Source organism: Stieleria neptunia, assembly GCF_007754155.1.
GTDB lineage: Bacteria > Planctomycetota > Planctomycetia > Pirellulales > Pirellulaceae > Stieleria > Stieleria neptunia.
On record NZ_CP037423.1, the window covers coordinates 1,827,469 to 1,848,109 of the forward strand.

At 60.6% G+C, this 20,641-nt stretch carries 15 protein-coding genes; 3 read left to right on the top strand and 12 right to left on the bottom strand.

Annotated elements, in window-relative coordinates:
* The first annotated feature begins 402 nt into the window (after positions 1 to 402).
* Entirely contained in the window at positions 403 to 1,758 is a 1,356-nt protein-coding gene (locus Enr13x_RS06425) for a leucine-rich repeat domain-containing protein (RefSeq protein ID WP_197455837.1), read from the top strand.
* 245 nt (positions 1,759 to 2,003) lie between these two features.
* Here Enr13x_RS06425 and Enr13x_RS06430 read toward each other — a convergent pair whose 3' ends face one another.
* The 10 genes from Enr13x_RS06430 to Enr13x_RS06475 all read right to left on the bottom strand — a co-directional run bounded on the left by Enr13x_RS06430 (position 2,004) and on the right by Enr13x_RS06475 (position 14,990).
* Positions 2,004 to 2,909 (bottom strand): DUF1571 domain-containing protein, encoded by a 906-nt coding sequence (locus tag Enr13x_RS06430; RefSeq protein ID WP_145385243.1) that lies wholly within the window; start codon positions 2,907 to 2,909, stop codon positions 2,004 to 2,006.
* Between the two features lie 354 nt (positions 2,910 to 3,263).
* Positions 3,264 to 4,262: a hypothetical protein gene (locus tag Enr13x_RS06435; RefSeq protein WP_145385244.1), complete on the bottom strand. Its 999-nt coding sequence runs from the start codon at positions 4,260 to 4,262 to the stop codon at positions 3,264 to 3,266.
* A 478-nt stretch (positions 4,263 to 4,740) separates the two neighbouring features.
* Positions 4,741 to 5,895 (bottom strand): bifunctional diaminohydroxyphosphoribosylaminopyrimidine deaminase/5-amino-6-(5-phosphoribosylamino)uracil reductase RibD, encoded by a 1,155-nt coding sequence (gene ribD / locus Enr13x_RS06440; RefSeq protein ID WP_145385245.1) that lies wholly within the window; start codon positions 5,893 to 5,895, stop codon positions 4,741 to 4,743.
* An 8-nt stretch (positions 5,896 to 5,903) separates the two neighbouring features.
* Entirely contained in the window at positions 5,904 to 8,078 is a 2,175-nt protein-coding gene (locus tag Enr13x_RS06445; protein ID WP_145385246.1) for a tetratricopeptide repeat protein, read from the bottom strand.
* A gap of 416 nt (positions 8,079 to 8,494) precedes the next feature.
* Positions 8,495 to 9,007, bottom strand: coding sequence for a putative molybdenum carrier protein (locus Enr13x_RS06450; protein WP_145385247.1), 513 nt, complete (start codon positions 9,005 to 9,007; stop codon positions 8,495 to 8,497).
* Complete coding sequence (locus Enr13x_RS06455) at positions 9,004 to 9,777, bottom strand: RluA family pseudouridine synthase (protein WP_145385248.1); 774 nt, start codon at positions 9,775 to 9,777, stop codon at positions 9,004 to 9,006. Before Enr13x_RS06455 ends, Enr13x_RS06450 begins: the two co-directional genes overlap by 4 nt.
* Positions 9,774 to 11,045, bottom strand: coding sequence for a competence/damage-inducible protein A (locus Enr13x_RS06460; protein ID WP_145385249.1), 1,272 nt, complete (start codon positions 11,043 to 11,045; stop codon positions 9,774 to 9,776). Before Enr13x_RS06460 ends, Enr13x_RS06455 begins: the two co-directional genes overlap by 4 nt.
* Positions 11,046 to 11,122: 77 nt before the next feature.
* Positions 11,123 to 11,701: a DUF6702 family protein gene (locus tag Enr13x_RS06465; protein ID WP_197455838.1), complete on the bottom strand. Its 579-nt coding sequence runs from the start codon at positions 11,699 to 11,701 to the stop codon at positions 11,123 to 11,125.
* Positions 11,698 to 14,070 (bottom strand): M1 family metallopeptidase, encoded by a 2,373-nt coding sequence (locus tag Enr13x_RS06470; RefSeq protein WP_231744390.1) that lies wholly within the window; start codon positions 14,068 to 14,070, stop codon positions 11,698 to 11,700. Before Enr13x_RS06470 ends, Enr13x_RS06465 begins: the two co-directional genes overlap by 4 nt.
* A gap of 467 nt (positions 14,071 to 14,537) precedes the next feature.
* Complete coding sequence (locus Enr13x_RS06475) at positions 14,538 to 14,990, bottom strand: nucleoside deaminase (protein WP_145385251.1); 453 nt, start codon at positions 14,988 to 14,990, stop codon at positions 14,538 to 14,540.
* 188 nt (positions 14,991 to 15,178) lie between these two features.
* On the opposite strand from Enr13x_RS06475, the gene eboE reads away from it, so the two are divergent.
* A complete protein-coding gene (gene eboE / locus Enr13x_RS06480) occupies positions 15,179 to 16,396 on the top strand; it encodes a metabolite traffic protein EboE (RefSeq protein WP_231744127.1) in 1,218 nt (405 codons plus the stop codon).
* A 549-nt stretch (positions 16,397 to 16,945) separates the two neighbouring features.
* Here the strand turns inward: eboE and Enr13x_RS06485 are convergent.
* On the bottom strand, positions 16,946 to 18,226 hold the full coding sequence (locus Enr13x_RS06485) for a 6-phosphofructokinase (RefSeq protein WP_145385252.1): 1,281 nt from the start codon (positions 18,224 to 18,226) through the stop codon (positions 16,946 to 16,948).
* Between the two features lie 500 nt (positions 18,227 to 18,726).
* Between Enr13x_RS06485 and Enr13x_RS06490 the strand changes: the two genes are divergently transcribed.
* Entirely contained in the window at positions 18,727 to 19,425 is a 699-nt protein-coding gene (locus tag Enr13x_RS06490; RefSeq protein ID WP_145385253.1) for a hypothetical protein, read from the top strand.
* Between the two features lie 376 nt (positions 19,426 to 19,801).
* On the opposite strand, the gene Enr13x_RS06495 is transcribed toward Enr13x_RS06490, so the two are convergent.
* Positions 19,802 to 20,638, bottom strand: a complete 837-nt coding sequence (locus Enr13x_RS06495) for a class I SAM-dependent methyltransferase (protein ID WP_145385254.1) — start codon at positions 20,636 to 20,638, stop codon at positions 19,802 to 19,804.
* Between the last annotated feature and the right edge of the window lie 3 nt (positions 20,639 to 20,641).

Genomic DNA, 20,641 nt, shown 5'->3' on the forward strand with positions numbered 1-20,641 from the left:
GCGAAGAGCGGTCTTCGCCGGCACAACGCTCCCGAGTGCGCATTTGGAGAGACTTAACAGCCGCGCAAGGATAACCTGAAGCCCGCTAACAAACAACGATCCCCTGTCCGTTTCGGGGGCATGCGCCCATCAACTCGTTCCAAGGCTCCGCCTTGGAACGCCGGGTCGGTGTGGCTCCGCCACACGCGGTTCACGCTCAGGAGGCGGGAGCCTCCGAGACAGTGTGTTCCCAGGCGGAGCCCGGGAACAAGGGAAATGCAGCAGAAGTTATCGTCTCGGCTCACCACCAGAACGCCAAACCCAGCGGCTTCGTTGTCAATGGACGCTTCATTTGTCACATTGAAGGGGGCGATCATGCATCGGCCACGCTCATCCCCCCGCCCTAACCCCCCCTTGAAGAACATGAAACGCAGCCTTGCCTCCCGACTGTCTTGCTCGCTCGGACTCGCCGTGACCAGCCTGGGCCTGATCGGATGCGGCCCCGACGCCATGCCGCACAAAGAATCAGATGTGGCAAAAACGGCAGCGGCGGAGGGAAAAACAGCCGTTGCCCCGGCCGCTCAACCGGTGGAGCAAGACGATCCGGCCGCCGTCGCCAAATTGGAAGCCGCCGGTTACCTGTTGGAGAAGAACAGCGACGGCTCGGTCGTCTCCGTTTCGGTCGCCAGCGACACGGACGTCAGCGCCACGTTTGCCAGCCTGGCCGGCCTGCCGAACGTCAAAGAGGCCCGCTTTAGCGGCCCCGGCATCAGCGACGAGGGGCTCGGGGTGCTGGCCGAGATGAAGCGTCTGGAGCGTTTGGATTTCACCGATTCGGCGATCACCGACGAAACCCTGGACGTCGTCGCCAAACTGCCCGGATTGCAGGTGTTGTTCCTGCGTCGCGTCGGCGTGACCGACGAAGGCCTGCAACAACTTGCCCCGCTGCAAAAGCTCCGCGCGATCGATTTGCGCAACAGCAACATCAGCGATGAAGGCATGAAGGCGCTCGCCAAACTGAAGTCGCTGCAAGACGTGCAGCTGGAAAAATCAAAGGTGACCGACACGGGAGTGAAAGAGCTGGCCGGGCTGCCCCTGAAATCTTTCAACGCCAACTACTGCACCTCGTTGACCAACGCCACCCTCAACGTCTTTGCCAAAATCCCGACGCTCGAGCAAATCCAACTCGATTACACCAAGATCAATGATGAAGGCATGTCGTCGCTGGCGGGGCTGAAGAAACTGAAACGGCTTCGCATCCGTGGCTGCGATGTGACCGGCCAAGGAATCAAACAGATCGCCGCTGCCAAGGACATGGCGCGAATGGAACTCCGTGACACCTCGGTCGACGACGAGGGTTTGGCGATCATCGCCGAGTATCCCAAGCTGACGTACCTGGACCTGGGGGAATGCCGATTGATCACCCCCGACGGCATCAAACAACTCGGTGCCGCGACCGGGCTGACCTACCTGGGTTTCTGGGAAACCAAGCTCAACGACGAAGCCTTTGCCGCGCTCGACGGATTGGTCAACTTGGAAACCCTGGACGTCAAAGCGACTGACCTGAGCGATGCCGCGGTCGAGACGATGTTGAAGTTCCAAAAGCTGAAAGATCTGAATGTCGCCGGCGTCCAACAGATGACCGACGAAGGGTTCATCCAGCTGGGCAAACTGCCGAACCTGAAGAAATTGAATGTGGCCAACACCAACATCAGCTACAACGCGCTCGATGAATTGGAAGCGGCAAACGAGTCGCTGCAAATCATCGACTTTGAGTGATCGACGACGCGGTCGGTGGACCGATGTACGACGTCCTTTTCAGGTCGTCGTCGGGAGTCCAGCGGACGACGGCCCGGAAGGGCCATCGTACTCGAAAAAACGATGGTTGCTGAATCCCGCCGACTCGTTTCCAGGCTCCGCCTTGGAACGCGCGGACTTGATTTTCACCATACGCCGATCGCGGGCAGGAGACGGGAGCCTCCGAGACAGTGTGTTCCCAGGCGGAGCCTGGGAACAAGAGAATGCTACGGGAACGTGTAACTTTCGTTGGCGATGTCGAAGTCCGCGTCGGTCAGACCGACATTGGTTTCCAGATTTCGGTACTCGTAGGATTCGACCAACGGCAGCGGATCGTCGGGAGACTCGGGATCGGGCCAACCGAAGCTGCGGTAACTGAGGATCAGCAACCGCTCGGGGTCATAAACAATCTCGGCGAGTGAAAAGTCGTCTTCACCCCCGCCGGGTTGGCTGCGCTGGGCTTTGATCAATTCGCACATCCGGCCGTCGAATTCATGATCGCGCGTGATCGTCACGCTGACATCGGGATTGTCCAAATCCCGTTGGCCGCGTTCGATCAATTTTTCGACCAGGCCGGTGATCCCGATTTCGTAGATCGGATAGCGTTGGCCGGCCATAGCGAGCATCCCGGTCGGGTCCAGCCAGAGCGTTTTCCAGCTGAGCAAGACCGTGACCTCGTGGACGGCCATTTGCCCGTCATACAGATCTTTGCCCCAGATCACTTCGCGACCCGCGGTGGCTTCGGGGGCGAGGAATTTGAGATAGATTCGAATCGGCGCATCGTTGGTTTCGTTTCGATGACGTGTCTGAATCTTGACCTCCATCTCGCTCCGCTCGTTCAAGACGCCCGACTCGCTGCGGTCCTGCTTGATGAACCGTGCGGTGTAGTCTTCCAGCGAATCATCCATCGACGCCAACGCTTGATCGGCAAGCTCCAGGACTTCGGCGATCGACGCCTGGCGGGTCCGCGGCGTTGGGTCGGTCGCGTCGGCCGGCGGCTCTTGCATGATGGTCGGCGCCACGTCCTGGAGGACATCGGGTTTGCTCCGCATCACCGATGCGAAGGCGACCGTGCCCACCAGCAGCGCGGGGATCAGCAGAACCCAGCCACGTCGAGATTTAGAAGGTGCCATCTGTTTTTTGGGAGGGGGGAAACGAAAGGTTGCCGAACAATTCGCGCGGGGGTGGCGCCACGTGGAATCGGCCGCACGGCCTGTCGATGCCCACGGGCTGTCGATTGAATCGCTGCAACCACTCTAACGGCAAAGCCCCGCCACCACCAAGGCCCAAATCAGCGAGTTGGTCGGCACGGGCACGCAAGGGGCCCGAATCCGCCTAGTGCTTCGTCAACTTTTATACTTAGGGTACCGCGGAAAAGGGGTCAGGTACCAAAAATGCGAAGCACCCTGCGGGCCATTTGGTTTTTGGTACCTGACCCCTTTTCCGCTCGACAAACGCAGGCTCGAAAATTGAAAGCTGACAAAGCACTAGCGTGTCAGGGCGTCCAGACCACAGCGGCGGATGTGGTCGTTGGCCGCAATCCATTGTGTCTGGTTCATCTTCTTGGCCATGATCTGCCAATGATCGCGGTCGGTCGACAACAAACAAGCCAGCGACGAAGGCGTGTCTTCGTCGGTCCGCGGGCAACGTGAAATCAGCGTGCGAATCCTCGCCCGTTGCTCCACATCCAAGTCATTGCGAGACAGCGCGGTGGTCAAGTACGGAATCGCGCTGGTTCCAAAACCGGCCAATGCGACCGCGGCGGCGCGGCGTTTGGCATGCTTTGCAGCACCCAGCTGATTGATCAATCGGTCCACGTCGTCCGACGAGACGACGGCCAAGCTGGTCGCGTTTTGTTGCAAGAAAGCTTCGGTTCGATGGGTCAATTCGATCAGGCTGCGGCCCAGCAGCATGCGTGAGATCAGGAAATCGAAATGGATCTGAAACCCGGCTTCGTCCTGCCCCACGATGTGCAGGAGCGTCGGGCCGGTGAGCTGACGATCCAGTTCAGTTTCGGCGGTCGGGTCGCGACGAACGTGCCACCGAATCGCACGACGCCCCTGTTGTTCCAAGACCGCTTGCTCACCGGTGGCGACAAGCGTCGATTCCATCCGCAAACTCTTGCCGTGCTCGGCAACGAGTTGGACACGTTGGTAATCGTCCGCGTAGGTGTAATAGACCGAGGGCACGCCGGAGGACGACGAAACGGTGATCGATTCGCGGAACTGATCGGTCTGGTGCTGTTGCGAGCCTTTTCGATAACGCATCGGATCGACTTCGATGCGTCCCGAACGGAGCCGAAATCGGGCAAGTCCAGACTCAGAAAACACGCCGGGCGGCCGGCGTCTGGCCCGCTGTTTCTTGGGGCAAGGCGGCGGCTGCCCTGCCGCCTTGAGACGTTGATCGGCGGTCGGCTCGTCTGCAGGAGTCGACACGGTCGGCATCGCCATCAACATGGCCAATGCAATCAGGTAAGGGTACCTCATCGCTTCACCGATCCTTTTCACGCGGATGACCACGTGAAGATCTGCACGTTTGGAGACCGAAATTGAACGTTTCCGGTCTTTCCTCAGTGCTCGATAGTTGAATATCGGCGAACTCGAAAGGCCAGTTGAACCAATCTTTAGCCAGAGGTGTGATTAACGCACGTTTAGGGAGAAATAGTGTGCCGTAGCTGCGGGAATTCGCTTCAGTCCAAGTGGGAACTCCCACTCCCAGAAGTTAGCGGAACGGCGCGAGCGGGCTGTCGTTTTAGTGAGCCGCGCGCCGCGTAAGCGGCCGGGCACTGCGACGCTGCCCGAGGCCTTACGGCCAGCGGCTCACCATTGACTCAGCAGATCCCGACAAAATCGACAGCCCGCGAGCCGTCCGGTCACGCTTCAAAAACACCGTGAAAGACCGGAGGGCTCGCGCCCTACCGCTAACAAAAAACACCCCGCTTGGCGTCAAAGGACGGGCCCCGGTTCAGCCAACCACACGCCGATAAATCAAACGCACGTCGTCATCGAATCGATCCACCCGGCTGAGCGTGAGCTTGGTTGCCAGGTCGATGGGGCTGAGCCCCGCACCGGCGATGGGGCCGGGCGCCGAGACGCCGCCGAACAGTTTGGCGCCGATGTAGACATGGAATTCGTCGACCAGACACGCACCCGAGGTGGGGTTCCAAAAACTGCCCAACAATTCCGCCCCGCCTTCAATCATCACGTTCGTCATGCCCTCGTCGCCGAGTCGCTGGAGCGTTTGACGAACCATCGCCTGAGGGTCATCCGAGTCCAATGCAAACACCCTTGCCCCACGCTGTTGCAGTGCCGCCAATCGGCCGCCGTCGACGCGCGGCGACGTGAACAGCCAGGTCTCGATGGTGTCGGCCGTTTGAATCAGCTTGGACTGGAGCGCAGGCAGTCGGCGACGGCAGAACACGACACGTTTGGCGACGCGTGGCGGCGTCACCGCCGCACCCTCGGCGTCGATCAATCGGGCGTTGAGCATCGGGTCGTCCGCTTCGACCGTGCCCATCGCCGCCAGGATCGCGTCGACGCGGGCCCGCAAGCGGTGCACCCGCAGCCTCGATTCCGGCCCCGTGATCCACTGGCTTTGGCGAGAAACGGTCGCGATGCGACCGTCCGCGGTCATCGCCCACTTGGCGATCACCCACGGCGTGCCGGTCCGGACACGTTTTCGATAGGGGGCCAGCAATGCTTCGGCATCGGCTTTCAAGACATCCGGTGTGACCTCGATCCCGGCCCGACGCAATTGACGGATCCCGCCGCCATCGACTTTGGGAAAGGGGTCACGCATCGCAACGACGACGCGTGCGACGCCGGCCCGGATCAGCGCTTCGCTACAAGGCGGCGTCTTGCCATGGTGGCAACACGGCTCGAGGGTGACGTAGGCGGTCGCACCGGCGGCCTGATCCGGCGACCGCAGTGATTGCAACGCGTCGATTTCCGCGTGCGGCCCACCGAACACGTGGTGATAACCGCGGGCGATACAGGCCCCGTCTTTGACGAGCACACAGCCGACCATCGGGTTCGGTTCGACACGACCTTGCCCTCCGACGGCCAATTCCAGGGCAAGTCGCATCCAGTGTTCGTCGTCAGGAGGGTGGGGCGACGTCATGCGACCGTTCAATCCATTCCCGGGACCCAGAGCTTGCCGCCTTCACCACCAGCGGATGGATTGGGAGCGGCCGGCGAGTCGGGAGTCCAAACCCCGCCGGGGCGTTCTTCCGGAGGCGCCGCCGGCGTGAACTCGGTCGGTGCCGCCGCAGGTGCTCCGGGTGCCTCGCGCAGGGATCCATCGGGACGAATGATCCCCAACTGAATCAGCAACTGCTGCACGCGTGCCATCACGGAGGGATCGTTTCCGTAGTTCTGTTCGATCTCCATGATCGTTTGCCGGAAACCGTCCTGATCGGACATCGACAAACACAGTTCAAGCCGTGCGAGCAAGATGGAGGCGAAGTTCAGCTTGTGTGCTTTGGCGAACTGGATCGCTTGATCGCTGATCGAAATCGACTCGCCGGGTTCCGGTGTCGACATCATCCACAGGATGTAGCCTTCCATCGCCATCCGGTTTTCGCTTTCGTTGGCGGCGTCGGCGGCTGTATTTTCGACCAGCTTCGACGCGAACCGGTTGCAGGCGGTCATGCCGCCGGTCGCCCGTGCATTACTGGCCAGGACGTACAACTGCATCGCAGCAAGTTGATCCGGATTGACGCGAAAGAAATCGGCGGCCGACACGTCGCCGAGTGTTTCGTCGGTCGGTTGCAGTTCCGGTAACGGATCGACTTTGGAAATCTGATAGATGTCCGCAAGCGCTCCCGGCAGGCTGACGATCCGCTCGTGGCCTTCGAGAACGCGGACGACCGTTGCCCGCTCCATCGCCAGCGCGTCGTCATCGGCGGCGGCGGCCAATGACTTGCCGGCCAGCATCGGCAACGGCAAGTCACAGGCTCGCTTGCCGTCGTGGCTGGCTGCGAACTGGCGATTGAATCGTGCCAGCTCGGCCATCGATTTGGGTTGCACTTGACGAATCGGTCGATCATCCAGGGCAAACGACATCGGGATCGGATGGGGTTCATCCAAGACCACGTTGCCATCGGGGATCGCAGCCAGCAGGATGCCCTTGACCGATTCGACACGGTCTTCGGTGACGTCAAATGCGACCGCCTGGGCGCTCCGATCGGTCTGTCGTCCGAACACCGCGACCAGGGCAATCGACGCCGGGCAGTCGGCGGCCGCGACGTCTTGATCATTCGATTCCAGCGGTCGGTCGGAAACGAAAAACGCGCTGCGGGGCCGGACTTCGCCTTCGGGGATCTGTAACTGAGACAAGCGTTGGGCGGAGAGTTGTTCGGTTCGGTCGCTTGCGATCAACGCCATCTCGGCTTGATCGATGTCTTCGAATTCGACGTGGATCGTCTGGGCGTTGACCGACAGGGTTCCGATCGGCGACAGCAGGCCGCTGATCGCGCGGTAACGCTGACGCGTCAACAGGTCCAACGCTTCGACTTGCGAGAGCTGGTTGGCCATCTCGGTTTGGCGTTCCAGATCACCACGCCAAACGGCACAATGAAACAAGCCCGACAGGATCGCTGCCTGATTCGGGGCGGTGCGTCGAAGCGATTCAAATTTGTCTTGCGCCAGCAGCACCTTGTTGCTGCGCAGCAACCCGACCGCTTCGTCATAACGTTCGCCCCAATCCGCGTCTGCGTCGCGCTCGATCAATTGCGGCACGCTCTTGAGCAGATGATTGACGCCCGGTGACGTGTCCAGCTGCGCCAAGAACGCGTTGGCCTGTTCGGCTTCATAGCCTTGTGAACTGATGGCGAGCAACGCGTAGACGCGGGCCGACAGGATCACGCCACTTTGGGCCAGCCCCATCGCGACGATCAGGGCGACGTCCATCAAGAACGCGTCGACTTCCTGGCCGCTTTCGTTGAGTGCTTCCAACAGTGAATCGGTCGCACCCTGGACGTCCTGGCTGAACACGAGCGCGGCGGCACGTTGCGTCAGGGCGAGCGGATTGGAGGGTTGCAGCCGAATGAATCGTTCGGCATTTTCGCTCAGCGATTCGTACTCGCGAAGATCCAGCAACAGCCGACCGCGGATCGCCAGCGCCCACGCCGCATCGGGATGCTCCTCCAGAATCGATTTCAATCGATCCAGCCCCGGGACGACCTGACCGCCCTCGATCATCGTCAGCACTTGATCCATCTGGCCGACGGAGTCCTTGCACTTGCAGAACTTGATTTTTTTGCCGTTGCCACAGGGGCAAACGGCGTACAGATCGACAGACATAGAACAGGCCGAGATCGAGGATGGGGGGAGATGAGCCGGGAATGTTACCACGATCGGCACGTCTGGCCAAAGCCCCGCTGGGAAACGCCACGGGGGATTTTCGCCCGTTCCCCTCTCGCCATCTCGCTCGTTCCCAGGCTCCGCCTGGGCTGCGCCATGACGATTTTTAGCGGCAGGGCGTGAGCGGGCTGTCGAATTAGTCGGGTTCTGCTGAGTTAATGGTGAGCCGCTGGCCGTAAGGCCTCGGGCGGGCGTCGCAGTGCCCGGCCGCTTACGCGGCGCGCGGCTCACAAAACCGACAGCCCGCGAGCCGTCCGGTCGCGCTTCAAAAACACCGTGAAAGACCGGAGGGCTCGCGCCCTACCGCTCACAAGAAACACCCCGCTTGGCGTCAAAGTAAGTGGCGTCCAACCGCGCTACGGAGACACCTCCGTGGCAGTGGCCGCGAATGCCTCCAGCAAGAACGCCAACGCACGTTCCCCGATCCCCGGAAAACTGCTTTCGCGCGGGCCGGCGATGTTCAACGTTTGCGGGCGGACCCGATCCAGCCAAACGCGGACCGCGGCCGGGGACGAGGCGTCCATCGCCACCGACAGATGCGGTTTATTCCAACGTGTCGCGTATCGACGCGTCAGCAACGTGCCGCCCTTGAGCCGCTGTTCATACAAAATCAGCGTGGCGTCACTGTCGATCACGTTCTGTTCGGTCCGAGGCGGATAGTCCGCGGTCTCCATTTCCACCAGCTCATAGCGGCTGGGAATCGAACCGTCTTCGGACAATCGCCCCTTGGGGCACCAACCGCCGTGTTCGATCTGGTAGGCAATCGCCACCTCCAATCCGGCACGATCGACGCCGGTTTGCCCACCGGAGACGATGCGACTGGGGAGAAACGGTGGCTCACCACGGGGGCTCGATGAACGCTGCGTCAAATGTTGCTCTCCTCGTCATACCAATCGGCGTCGGCGACCAGAGTCGATTCGATCGATGATTCACTGGGAACCGAAAACGGGGCCTGCTGCCACACGCTCGGAATCGGCGCACGAAACAGTCGCATTTCGGATTTCGTCGGGTGCTCTATTAAAAGACGCCAGCTGTGCAGGGCAACCCCGCAGGGAAATCGGCTCCGCGAGCCGTATTTCGTGTCGCCCAAAATGGGATGGCCGCGGTCGGCAAATTGCAGTCGGATTTGATGCTTGCGGCCGGTCAACAACCGCACCGCGACCAGCGTCCGCGCCGCCGAGCGGTCAATCACACAGTAGTTCAAACGAGCTTCCTGCGCATCGGATCGGTGATGGCGCGCGACCCGCATGCGATGCGCCGCGTCGTCTTTGAACACCGAATCGGTCAATGTGCCTGATCGCGGCAAACCGGAATCTTTCTCCAGATCCCCGGCGATCATCGCCAGATACAATTTCCGCGCCCGGGTAGACACTTTCTTGCTCTTGCCGGGGCCGCCGAACTGAATCGCCAGCCGCGAAGCCGCTTTGCTGGTTCGCGCCAACACCAGTGCCCCGGTGGTCAGTTGATCGAGCCGGCTGACGACACCGACAAACACGTTGCCCGGTTTTTGATAGCGACGTTTCAGATAATCCGTGGCCCAGCCGTGGACGGTTTGGATGCCCGGTTCGGCGCCCATCGTCGGCATCCCGGCCGGCTTGTCGACGACCAACAGATGGTTGTCTTCATACAACACCTTCATCGCGCCGCCGTCGGGTTGTCGCTTCGCTCGGCCCGAGGTTCGGTCAGCACGTGACGCAGCCAAGCCAGGGCCGCTTTGCCGATCCGTTCGTAGATGATCGACGGATGGCCGCCCAGTCGGCTGTTGGTCGAAAGCACCGCCCCGGTCGGATCGATGACGATCAACGTCACGTCCGCGGCCGGCAGCGGTTGGTCGTCGCTGCTTTCCAGCGATGGGTACTCGTCCACGGCGACCAACCACTGCGCCCCACAGCGGCGACGAAGCGTCTCCAGCGCCGCGGCGGCGTCGCAATCCAGCACCGTCGCCAACTCACCGAGCTTGGCAAAACAGAATCCGCCGCGATACGTGGACGACTCGCCGAGCGACGCAAACCAATTGGCCAGCACCGCCGAGCGTCCAAGTTCGACACTCACCAAACTTTCGCCCCGTTCGGTCAGCATCCGTTCCACCGCGTGGTACTGCTCGAACTCTTCCCCGTCGCCGAAGTGAAGTTCCCCCACACGCTGCATGATCTCGGCACGCGTCGATTCGATCTGACGGTGACAGTCCTGCGCTGAGGGGCCGATCGCGCTGATCCGCAGCGAGATCGTCGCCGAGCTGACCGTGATGCCGACGCGTGGCACGTGGTCGCGGGCGATCATCTCGCCCAATCGCTGCTCCATGTCGCTTTCGCCGACGCCGAAGAACTTCATCACGTGATGTTCGATGTGACGCCGCGCGCCGCCGCTTTCCAAGATCCGCGGCGCGACGGTCTCGTCGAACATGCGTTTCATTTCCGCCGGTACCCCCGGCAACGCGAACAGGCGACTGCCCGAACCATCGGGCCGGTCGAACGTGACGTCGACACCGGGAGCCGTGCCCTGGGGATTGAAAATCTCCAAGCTGCCCACCGGAAACATCGCTTGGACTTCGTTCCGCTCGGGCATCTCGCGATTGCGGCGGGCGAACAAGTGGTGGATGTGGTCCAACGCCGACTGCCGCAATTCCAGCGGTTGATCGACGACGTCCGCCAACGCTTGCCGCGTCAAGTCATCGCGCGTCGGCCCCAGACCGCCGGTGCACACCACCACATCGGCGCGCAGCGCGGCGGTGCGAAAGACGTCGATGTTGTGCTGCAGCGTGTCACCGACGGTGCTGTGGAACGTGACTTCAATCCCCAGCTCTCCCAGACGTCGGCTGAGCCATTGGGCGTTGGTGTCCAGCCGGGCGCCGCTGGTCATTTCGTCGCCGATCGAAACGACTTCGGCGGTGAGTGTATCTTGTTGCATCGAGACGGGTTGATCGCGTCGTGAGAGGTTCCGGGGACAGGTTGCAGCAGCCGGCCAGGACAGGTCCGGGCCGATGATTAACGCACCAATGCCAATGCCGCCGACGGCTGTCGCTCGGTCAGCAGGATCGAAAGTCGCTTGCCGTTGTCCGCGACCGGTTTTCCCAGCACGACGATGCGGTGTTGGTAATCGACATGCCGATCAAACAGCAGCCGCGTTTGAATCGATGTCGGTGGCCTGCCGTCTTCGCAAACGACTTCGAAGAACCACCAGACGTGGCCGCCGTCTGGTTTGCGACCGACCCAGCGGATCGGGCGCCCGCGGAGTTTGTCAGGCTTGGGTTTGACGGGCCCGGATTCGGGAGGCCCGGGTTTGCGGGGCCCGGTTTCGGCTCGTTCGCCTCGACCGATTTGGGGATCAAAGAACAATTTGGAACGCAGGTAGTTGGCCCGCCAATCGTCGTCGGCAGTGTCGTCGTCGGCAGTGTCGGCTTGGATCGTCCTGGCCATCCATTGTTCATCCAGCACATCGATCCGCAACGCGACTTCGACTCGGCGCGTTTCCGCATTCCACTCGAGTTCACAAACGGTCTCGTGGACCGGGTGCATCAACAGCGCGGACCAGAAGGCCACGATCACGGAGGTCATGTTGGTCATTTTCCTTTCGCCGGTGCGGGCTCGGTTTGCTCGTCCGAGGAATCCTCCTCCGCCTCTTGCTGCGGATCCTCTTTTTGATCATTGACGGCTTTCTGCATCGGGTTCTTTTTCTTTTCGTCCTTGAACAACTTGAAACGACTGGGCACCATTTTTTCGGGCCAGTGGTTGTTGCCTTCATCGACGTCCGCGGTCTGGCGTTTCGGATCGAGTTCCAAGCGGACGATTTCTTTGTCGGTGACGATCAACTTGCTGACGCGTTTGCTGTTGCGTCGCCAGATCTGGGCCGGGAACGTCATCATTTCGCTGGTGTTGTCGGCGTAGTGAACGCGGATCAAGATCGGCATCACCAAACCGCCCACGTTGCGGAAATCGACGACGTAGAAATTGGTGGTTCGGCGCAGGATCGCCCGCTCTCGGCTGCTCAACCCGTCCAAGAATTTTTGAAACGACTTGCGATCTTCCTCTTCGACTTTTAATTCGTCGTACTCGGGGCTGTTGTAGAAATCTTTCAGTCCCGGTTGCCAATCGATTCGCCGCCGCATGCCCTGATTGCGATCCTCGGTGATCGTGTCTTCTTCACGGTCCTTTTCCTGCCGCGTTCGTTCGGCTTGTTCATCCGGATCGCCCGAGTCAATTTTGTACAACTGGATGCCGTCGATGGCGATGTCGACGTGGTCGGTTCCGTAGAACCAGCCCCGCCAGAACCAATCCAGATCGATGCCCGAAGCGTCTTCCATCGTGCGGAAAAAATCACTGGGGGTGGGGCGTTTGAATTTCCAACGCCGTGAGTACTCGCGAAAGGCAAAATCAAAGGATTCGCGGCCGAGGATGGTTTCGCGAAGGATGTTCAGTGCGGTGGCGGGTTTGGCATAGGCGTTGTTCCCGAATTGCAGGATCTCTTCGCTGCCCGTCATGATCGGCCGCTGGTTGTTGCCCCGCATGTAGCCGGTGATCTTCTCCGGGTCGCCGCGCCGGGACGGGTAGTCTGCTTCCCATTCCTGTTCAGCCAGGTACTGCAGGAACGTGTTGAGCCCTTCGTCCATCCAGGTCCACTGTCGCTCGTCGCTGTTGACGATCATCGGAAAGAAGTTGTGACCGACCTCGTGAATGACGACCGAGATCAAACCGTACTTGGTTGCCTTGCTGTAGGTTCCGTCGTCTTCCGGGCGCGGCCCGTTGAAACAGATCATCGGGTACTCCATGCCATAGACCGGACCGTTGACGCTGATCGCGACCGGGTACGGGTATTCAAAGGAGTAGCGACCGTAGACTTCCAACGTGTGCGCGATCGCCTCGGTCGAATACTGGCTCCACAACGGTTCGGCTTCGTTGGGGTAATAGGACATCGCCATCACGGTTTGCGAGCCGACTTGGACCCCCAACGCATCCCAGATGAATTTCCGACTGGCGGCAAAGGCAAAGTCGCGCACGTTGGTCGCGTCAAACTCCCAGGTCTTCGTCGTTTCCGTTCTCACGCTTTCGTTGGTCTTGGCTTCCTCCGGCGTGATGATGAACACCGGCGTCTGGGCCTGTTCGGCCCTCGCCAACCGCTGCTTCCACCGATCGGTCAGCACCTGGTCCGGGTTTTGCAAGGTTCCGGTGGATGCGACGACCATCTCCGACGGGACGGTGATCCGGACCCGGTAATTGCCCAGTTCCAGCGTGAACTCGCCGCGGCCCAAAAACGATTTGTGTTGCCAGGCGCCGAAATCCGTGTAGGCGGCAACACGGGGAAACCACTGTGCGATTTCGTAGATGTAGTTCTTGTCGTCCTCGAAGTACTCCTTGCCGCCACGGGCGCGAATGACTTTCGCATCGACAATCTTGTACGAGTACTCGATCGCGACGTCGGACTGTTCGCCCGGTGCGATCGGCGTCGCCAGATCGATCCGCAGCATCGTGCCGATGTCCGTATGGCGGAGCGGTTTGCCCGTACCGTCGGTCACCGAGGTGATCCGGTACCCGCCGTCAAAGCGACGGCTGGCCAAAATGGATTTCATCGCGCCGAACGAGATCCGCGGTGACAAGGACGGCGCCGTCGTGGTTTCCAAGGCGTCCGATCCCTGGCGGAATCGATTCTGGTCCAGCTGGATCCAGAGATACGGCAGCGTGTGGGGCGATTGGTTGTGATAGCGAATCTTCACCACGCCGCTGATCTGCTGTTGGTCGTCGTCCAGCGTGACATCGATTTCGTAGTCGGCACGCTGTTGCCAGTAGGCCGGGCCGGGAGCACCCGAGGCGATGCGCGTCGCGCCCGGCGTCGGCCACCAAGGGTCTAACTGGGCGAAGGGATCATGCGGATCGGAGTGCTTTCGGTTGGCCGATTCCGGGGATTGGGCTGCCAGCTGTTCGGTGCCGACGCCCGGCACGACCGTCAGCAGCGATAACACCAACAGCAACGCGGTCAAACGGGGCGCGAACAAGAGGTTTTCACAGGTGACCGGAATCACGATAGACGGACTCGCTTTGCAGTTTCGGACGGGGAGCAGACGACAAATGCCAACTCTTCTAATACTCACGTTTTCGATGTCTGTCATTCGGCTTGTCAGTTGACGTGTTTTCTAGTGACGTGTTTTCTAGGCCTGGAGGTCCGGCACAGTGTCTGCCGGTGGCGTGAGCCCAATGCCATCTACTTTGACGCCAAGCGGGGTGATTTTTGTTAGCGGTAGGGGCGAGCCCTCCGGTCTTTCACGGTGTTTTTGAAGCGCGACCGGACGGCTCGCGCCGTTCCGCTAACACCTTTAGTGCCAAAGTAGATGGCATTGAACGTGAGCCACCGGGAGTGATACCTTTCCATTGAGCCAATCATAATTCGGCAGATTGCGGTCTGTCGACGCTACGGCTCCTGTGCGATGTCCTCCGCCCATAGGTCGGGTTTTTCGCGAATAAATCGCTCCATCAGGGCAATGCAGCCCGGATCATTGGCGATCACGACTTCGACGCCGTGTTCGCGCAAGAAGGCTTCGTTGCCGCCGAAGTTTTGGTTTTCCCCGATCACGACACGCGGGATGCCGAATTGGACGATCGCCCCGCTACACATCATGCAGGGGCTGAGCGACGTGTAGAGCGTCGTGTCGCGGTAGGTCGATTGACGCCCGGCCTTGCGCAACGCATCCATTTCGCCGTGCGCGATCGGATCGCCTTGTTGCACCCGTTGGTTTCGCCCACTGGCCAGAACCTCGTCCCCCCGCGCGAGCAGTGATCCGATCGGACAGCCCCCTTCGTTGAACCCGGCCACGGCTTCCTCGTAGGCTCGTCGCAGCAGATAGTGATCCGTTTGGTTCAGCATAAAAAGACTCGGGGGATGGCGCCGTTCATTCCGTGGCGTGTTGCCGTTATCCTGATGACGGTCGCCCCGGATGGGCAACGCGGTGTCGCATGCTCACGGGCCTTTTTTCATCGGCCTGCGGCCGGTTTCCAAGGGCCTGTGGCCGGGAAGACACGCACGACCGTTCATTCCTCCGTCATGTTAGCACATTGAACATCAACGATTCAGATCCACTCCGCCATTGCGAACGTCAGATCGGCTATTGCACGAATGTTCATGCGGGCATCGATTTGACCTCGATCCGAGCGAATCTTCAGGAGTACGCGGTCCCGGTCCAGCAACAACTTTCCCAAACACACGGTTTGGATGCGTTGGGCGTCGGTCTGTGGATCCCCGACCAAGCTTCGCGTGAATTGGCCGCCGGTCAACTGGACGTCTTTCGTGGATTTCTCGATGCCAACCGATTGCAGCCCTACACCATCAATGGGTTTCCGTTCGCGAATTTCCATGGTGATCACGTCAAGCAGCGCGTCTACCTGCCGACGTGGGCCGATCCAGAGCGGTTGCAGTACACGCAGCGGCTGGCCACGATCCTGTCGCGGTTGCTTCACGACGATCAACCGCTGGGATCGATCAGTACGCTGCCGATCGGCTGGCCCGACAACCCGTTTGCAGGCGATCGCTCCGGTCACGAGGACGTGGAAATTGCCGGCGGCCAGCTGCGTGAGCTGGCGGCGTTTTTGGGGCGGCTCGAGGACCAGACCGGGAAACGGATCGTGGTCGCGATCGAACCGGAGCCCGGCTGCGTGATCGACACGATCGGTGATCTGATCGGTTTCTTCGACGCGCATTTACCCGATCCGATGCACCGGCGTTATCTGACGGTCTGTCACGACATCTGTCACAGCGCCGTGATGAACGAACCGCAACGTTCCGTCGTGACGGCCTATCGCGATGCCGGGATCACCATCGGCAAGGTCCAGGTCAGCAGCGCGATCGTGGCCGACTGGGAATCGATCGCCGCCGGTGAGGTTGCGGCGACGCTGGAGCAGCTGGGCGCCTTCGCCGAAGACCGGTACTTGCATCAGACGGGCCAGGTCGGACGCGACGGCTCGTTCCAATTGGCCGATGACTTACCGGCACTGCTGCAGCAAACTCGTCCGGATGACCTGGAACAGATCCTCCGCTGGGTGATCCATTTTCACGTCCCGATTTTCTTGGAACGTTTCGGCCAATTGACCACCAGCCGCGACGCGGTGATCGAGTGTTTGACGGCACTCGATGATGAAGCGATCGACGTCGATTTCACCGGTCACCTGGAAGTCGAGACGTATGCCTGGACTGTGTTACCCGAAGCGATGCGGCGCCGCGGGCTGGCCGAAGACATCGCCGGCGAACTGCAGTGGTTGATCGACCAATTGGGGTGACGGCCAGTGGGACAGGCTTCCAGCCTGTCGAGCCGACTTGTTCTCGGGCTCCGCCTGGGCTGTGCAGAATTGGTTGTTGCTGCCGGTCCGAATTTTAGACGGAAACCTTTCCGCAGCATTTGCCCAACGGGCATCCACAACATAGCCTGGGGTCAGGGAACGAGCGCAGCGGAGTGACCGCCACCCCAGGGAAGGAGAGCTCTACCCGCGCTCTCCCCTTTTCGATCGGCCGGCGGCTCTGCCGCCGGCCGATCGAAAAGGGGAGGGTTTTCGGTGGATCGTGGACCTGGGGTTACGCCCGGATTCGCTGGGGCTCATCCGGGCTCACCCCAGGCTATGTTGTTGATCGCCTTTGGCGAACCGAGCCGAGTGATCCTTGATCCACCACGGAACAATAAGTGGGATAGGCTTCCAGCCTGTCATGGCGAAAACGACAGGCTGGAAGCCTATCCCACAATCAATCCCCGCCACTTATTCTTCCGACGGTCCGAGCCACTGCACCCCTCGTTCCAAGGCGGAGCCTTGGAACGAGGGGTGTTCGAGGGGTGTTCAGCTGTCGGTGCAGGTTTCCAGGAACCGAGCCAGCCGGTGGAAATCGCTGCCGGGTTCGATGAAGCGGACTTTCGTGACCAGCGTTTGGGGATCGACCAGCTTGTTGAACGGCACGTAGTGCAGATCCAGCTGGCCGGAGACCGAGACCATCACGCCGTTGAGTTTCTCTTCCACGAGGGCGCGGTACGCACCGACGCCGAGTTGCGAGCCCAGCATCACATCGTAGGCGTGCGGCGGCGCGCAACGCGCTTCATAGCCGAGTTGCAGCCCGTTGACCTTGCGTGTTTTACCGGTTCGCGCCGTGTAGGCTTTGGCGAGCAGTCCGCTCAGCAATGCGCCCAGATTGATCGCGGAGATATTGATGTGGCCGTGGTCATCACGGGAAACCCCTTCCAGGTATTTCGCCGGCAGGAACTCTGCCAACCCTTCGGCGACGACGATGGTCCCGTACTCACGGCCTTCGCGCTCGCGGGCAACCATCATGTCGACCATCTTGTCGATCACCTTGTCCAGCACCATGATCTTGCGTGGCTTGCCGGTTTCCGGATCCACCTCTTCGGCCGCCAACTCGCCGGCGATGTCTTCGACGCTCATCACCAAACTGCCTTCACCGGCGATCGCGGCGCCATAGGCCAACCATCCGGCGCTGCGTCCCATCGCTTCGCACAGGAAGTACGCCTTTCCGGCCGCGGCGTCGTAATTCAAGTTGCGAATCTCTTCGGCCAGCGTTTCCACGGCGGTGAAGAACCCGAACGTGAAATCGATTCCGCTGTAGTCGTTGTCGATCGTCTTGGGCAGGTGGATGACCGGGAAACGGCGGGCGTCCCCGGGCAGGTTGTCCTGGAACATTTTTAATTTGTTGGCCGTCTTCAGCGTGTCGTCACCGCCGATCGAAATCAACGCGTCGATTTCGAGTGAACACAGGCCTTCGTAGACGCGTCGCAGCGGCGCGACCAGCTCGGGGTCTTTCAGGTGCTCGGGGCTGCTGACATGTTTTCCGGGGTTCGTGCGGGCGGTCCCGATCATGATGCCGCGACTGCTGCGGGCGTGGGTCAGCGATTCGTGGCTGAACCGCAAGTAGTCGACGCCTTCTTGCAGCGGGCCCGCGGCCGTGTAGTCGGCCAGGCGGCTGTAGCCGTGCTTGATCCCGAAAACCTGCGAGCCTTCTTCCAGGAATGAAAACGCTGCCGTCGAAATCACCGCGTTGGCAGCCGGTGCGGGGCCTCCGGCAAACAGAATGGCAACGCGCTTGATATCCAGGGTGTGATGGTCTGGCATGGTGTTCATTACTCGACAGGGAATGGAGGGTTGTTGCTATACAAAAGAGGCCGACGCAGATTCCATGGATGGGGCGGTTCGGACCGTCGAAGCGGGATTGCAGCGGGAAGTCGTCGGGTAGATTTTAGAGATGCCGCGATCAACGCCAAGGTGTTGTGGCGATTCGGTGGTTTTCGGCACGACAAACTCGGGGTTGAGGGACGGAAAAGTCACCCAGATTACCGCGTTTGAGCCGCCCGGTCCCTTTCCCGAGCTGGATTCTCAACGATTGGCGCGTAAAACACGAAGAATCGGCGAACAAAAAAGATCCTGCCCAAAATACCGTGCCCCAGCCGATTCGGCTTCTTCGTTGCCGGTCCGCGCTAAAAGCTTGCAGTCCGGCGCGGGATCAATCAAGATCTCCCCTGCCTCGATCACGTCGACCTGCCGATCCGGCCGGGCCGATGGCGTGACGCGGTCTCCTTCTCTTTCGCACGGTTGGCACGATCCGGATACTCACGATGACTTGGCACACTCCATCTGGCGACCGGTTTCTGGTTGGTGAGGAGGCGGAGTTGGTGCGTGACTCGCTCGCAACCATGGTCCAGGAACTGGCCAGTTGTCGCGAGACCGAGGAACAGCCCTGGGAGTACGGCGTCACCTTGTTCGACGAATTGACCTGGCAACAACAACTCGCCGTGCTGGATTTATTGGCCACCAATCTGTTGCAGGAAACCGACCAGACGCTTGAATTAAGCGGCATCAACGAAGCGGCCGTCGCTGCGGTCTATCAAAATATCGTCCAGCAAATCGAACTCGAGATCGAGTTGCATCCGGTTTCGCCGGAAGCGTACCGCTGCCGCTGGCGACAAGCCGCATTGGACGCCTTTCTGGAAAACGAAGACGACGAGGTGCTGCTTCAGGAAGAGGTCTCGCAGGATGCCGACCGAGAATCGGTCTTTGACCTCGACGTGGAGTCGTTGGAGGTGGATCGTTGGAGCGGGTTGGTCGAAATGCTGGCCGATCGCGTCCTCTGGGACCGCGATTTTGAAATGGTCAATGTGATGATCGATGCGCCGCCCGAACGCGCCGCCGCGATGCGTGCCGCCCTCGGCATCCACTCCGGCTATTACACGGCCATCGCCCCCGACCCGACCGACCGTCAAGTGGACTCGCTGTTTGAGTCACTCGAACAGCTGACCCGGGCGAAGCCGAGGTAGCCGTGGGGGAAGCTTCCAGCTTGCCGTCCGGTGCCGCGTGAAAGACCGGAGGGCTTGCGCCCTGCCGCTAACGAACAACTGAAAGTGTTAGCGGAACGGCGCGAGCGGGCTGTCGATTGAGTCGGGATCTGCTGAGTCAATGGTGAGCCGCTGGCCGTAAGGCCTCGGGCAGCGTCGCAGTGCCCGGCCGCTTACGCGTCGCGGCTCACAAAAACGACAGCCCGCGAGCCGTCCGGTTTCAGTGTGAAAGACCGGAGGGCTTGCGCCCTGCCGCTAACGAATACATCCCGCTTGGTGGGAGGCGGCTGCCGTCTGGCGACGGCAGGGGACGCAAGCTGGAAGCTTACGCCACTTCGCAAGCTGGAAGCTTACGCCACTATTTGATGGCGATGATGTAGCAGATCCAACTCGGGTCGCTGTCGGCGGCCCCACAGCGATACCATCCGCCATCGAGTTCCGGGTCTTCTTCGTTCTCGCGTTCCCAATAGACGTGGCTTTCGCGGAATCCGGCTTCGGCCAGCATCTCGCGGACTTCGGGGATCGTCCAGAACCGCCAATGGTATTCAAAGGCCCGTTTCAGCTTGCTGCCGTCGGGGAACTTGAAAGAGATGGAAAAACTCGCGTCGGCGGTGATCGGGTTAAAGGATTCCTGTTTCCAGTGATAGTCGAACCCTTTCTTCCCCTTCTTGATCGTCCGCTTGTCGGTGTGGTCTTCGTTAAAGCATTCGCCGCCGCCCATCATGTCCATGACCATGATGCCCTGGTCGTTCAGATGGGAGCGAGCGATCTTGAAGTACTCGACGACTTCGGGACGGGTCTTGAAGATCCAAAACGAGAAATTTTGCGCGGCCAGCACATCGACCGGCTCGGTATTGCCGGCGCGAACGTCCTGTTCGAGCAACGTGACGCGTTTCTGCTGAGCCGGTTTCAGTTTGGTCAGATTGTGATCGCGGCCCCACTGCAGTGTTTCGCTGCACAGGTCCACGCCGACCGCGGTGCGGCGGGGGCTCGACGCGACCCACTTGCAGCACACCGCGAAGGTGCCGCAAAAATCTTCTCGAAGCGTCAGGGGTTTGCGTTTGTAGGCCTCGCGATAGGCTTGTTCAAAGAATTCGACCTCGTGTTCGGGGGTTTGAACCGACTGTTGGTAGAGGTCGAACTTGTCCGCCGTCGCCGCCATCGTGGTCGACGACTTGGATTTCGATTTTGCCATGTT

Bases quoted from the DNA above. Each gene is read 5' to 3' on its own strand.
- Enr13x_RS06430 (WP_145385243.1), bottom strand. From the start codon at position 2,909: ATGGCACCTTCTAAATCTCGACGTGGCTGGGTTCTGCTGATCCCCGCG.
- Enr13x_RS06465 (WP_197455838.1), bottom strand. From the start codon at position 11,701: ATGACCAACATGACCTCCGTGATCGTGGCCTTCTGGTCCGCGCTGTTG.
- Enr13x_RS06475 (WP_145385251.1), bottom strand. From the start codon at position 14,990: ATGCTGAACCAAACGGATCACTATCTGCTGCGACGAGCCTACGAGGAA.
- Enr13x_RS06455 (WP_145385248.1), bottom strand. From the start codon at position 9,777: ATGAAGGTGTTGTATGAAGACAACCATCTGTTGGTCGTCGACAAGCCG.
- Enr13x_RS06495 (WP_145385254.1), bottom strand. From the start codon at position 20,638: ATGGCAAAATCGAAATCCAAGTCGTCGACCACGATGGCGGCGACGGCG.
- Enr13x_RS06485 (WP_145385252.1), bottom strand. From the start codon at position 18,226: ATGCCAGACCATCACACCCTGGATATCAAGCGCGTTGCCATTCTGTTT.
- Enr13x_RS06490 (WP_145385253.1), top strand. From the start codon at position 18,727: ATGACTTGGCACACTCCATCTGGCGACCGGTTTCTGGTTGGTGAGGAG.
- Enr13x_RS06425 (WP_197455837.1), top strand. From the start codon at position 403: ATGAAACGCAGCCTTGCCTCCCGACTGTCTTGCTCGCTCGGACTCGCC.
- Enr13x_RS06460 (WP_145385249.1), bottom strand. From the start codon at position 11,045: ATGCAACAAGATACACTCACCGCCGAAGTCGTTTCGATCGGCGACGAA.
- Enr13x_RS06435 (WP_145385244.1), bottom strand. From the start codon at position 4,262: ATGAGGTACCCTTACCTGATTGCATTGGCCATGTTGATGGCGATGCCG.
- ribD (WP_145385245.1), bottom strand. From the start codon at position 5,895: ATGACGTCGCCCCACCCTCCTGACGACGAACACTGGATGCGACTTGCC.
- Enr13x_RS06445 (WP_145385246.1), bottom strand. From the start codon at position 8,078: ATGTCTGTCGATCTGTACGCCGTTTGCCCCTGTGGCAACGGCAAAAAA.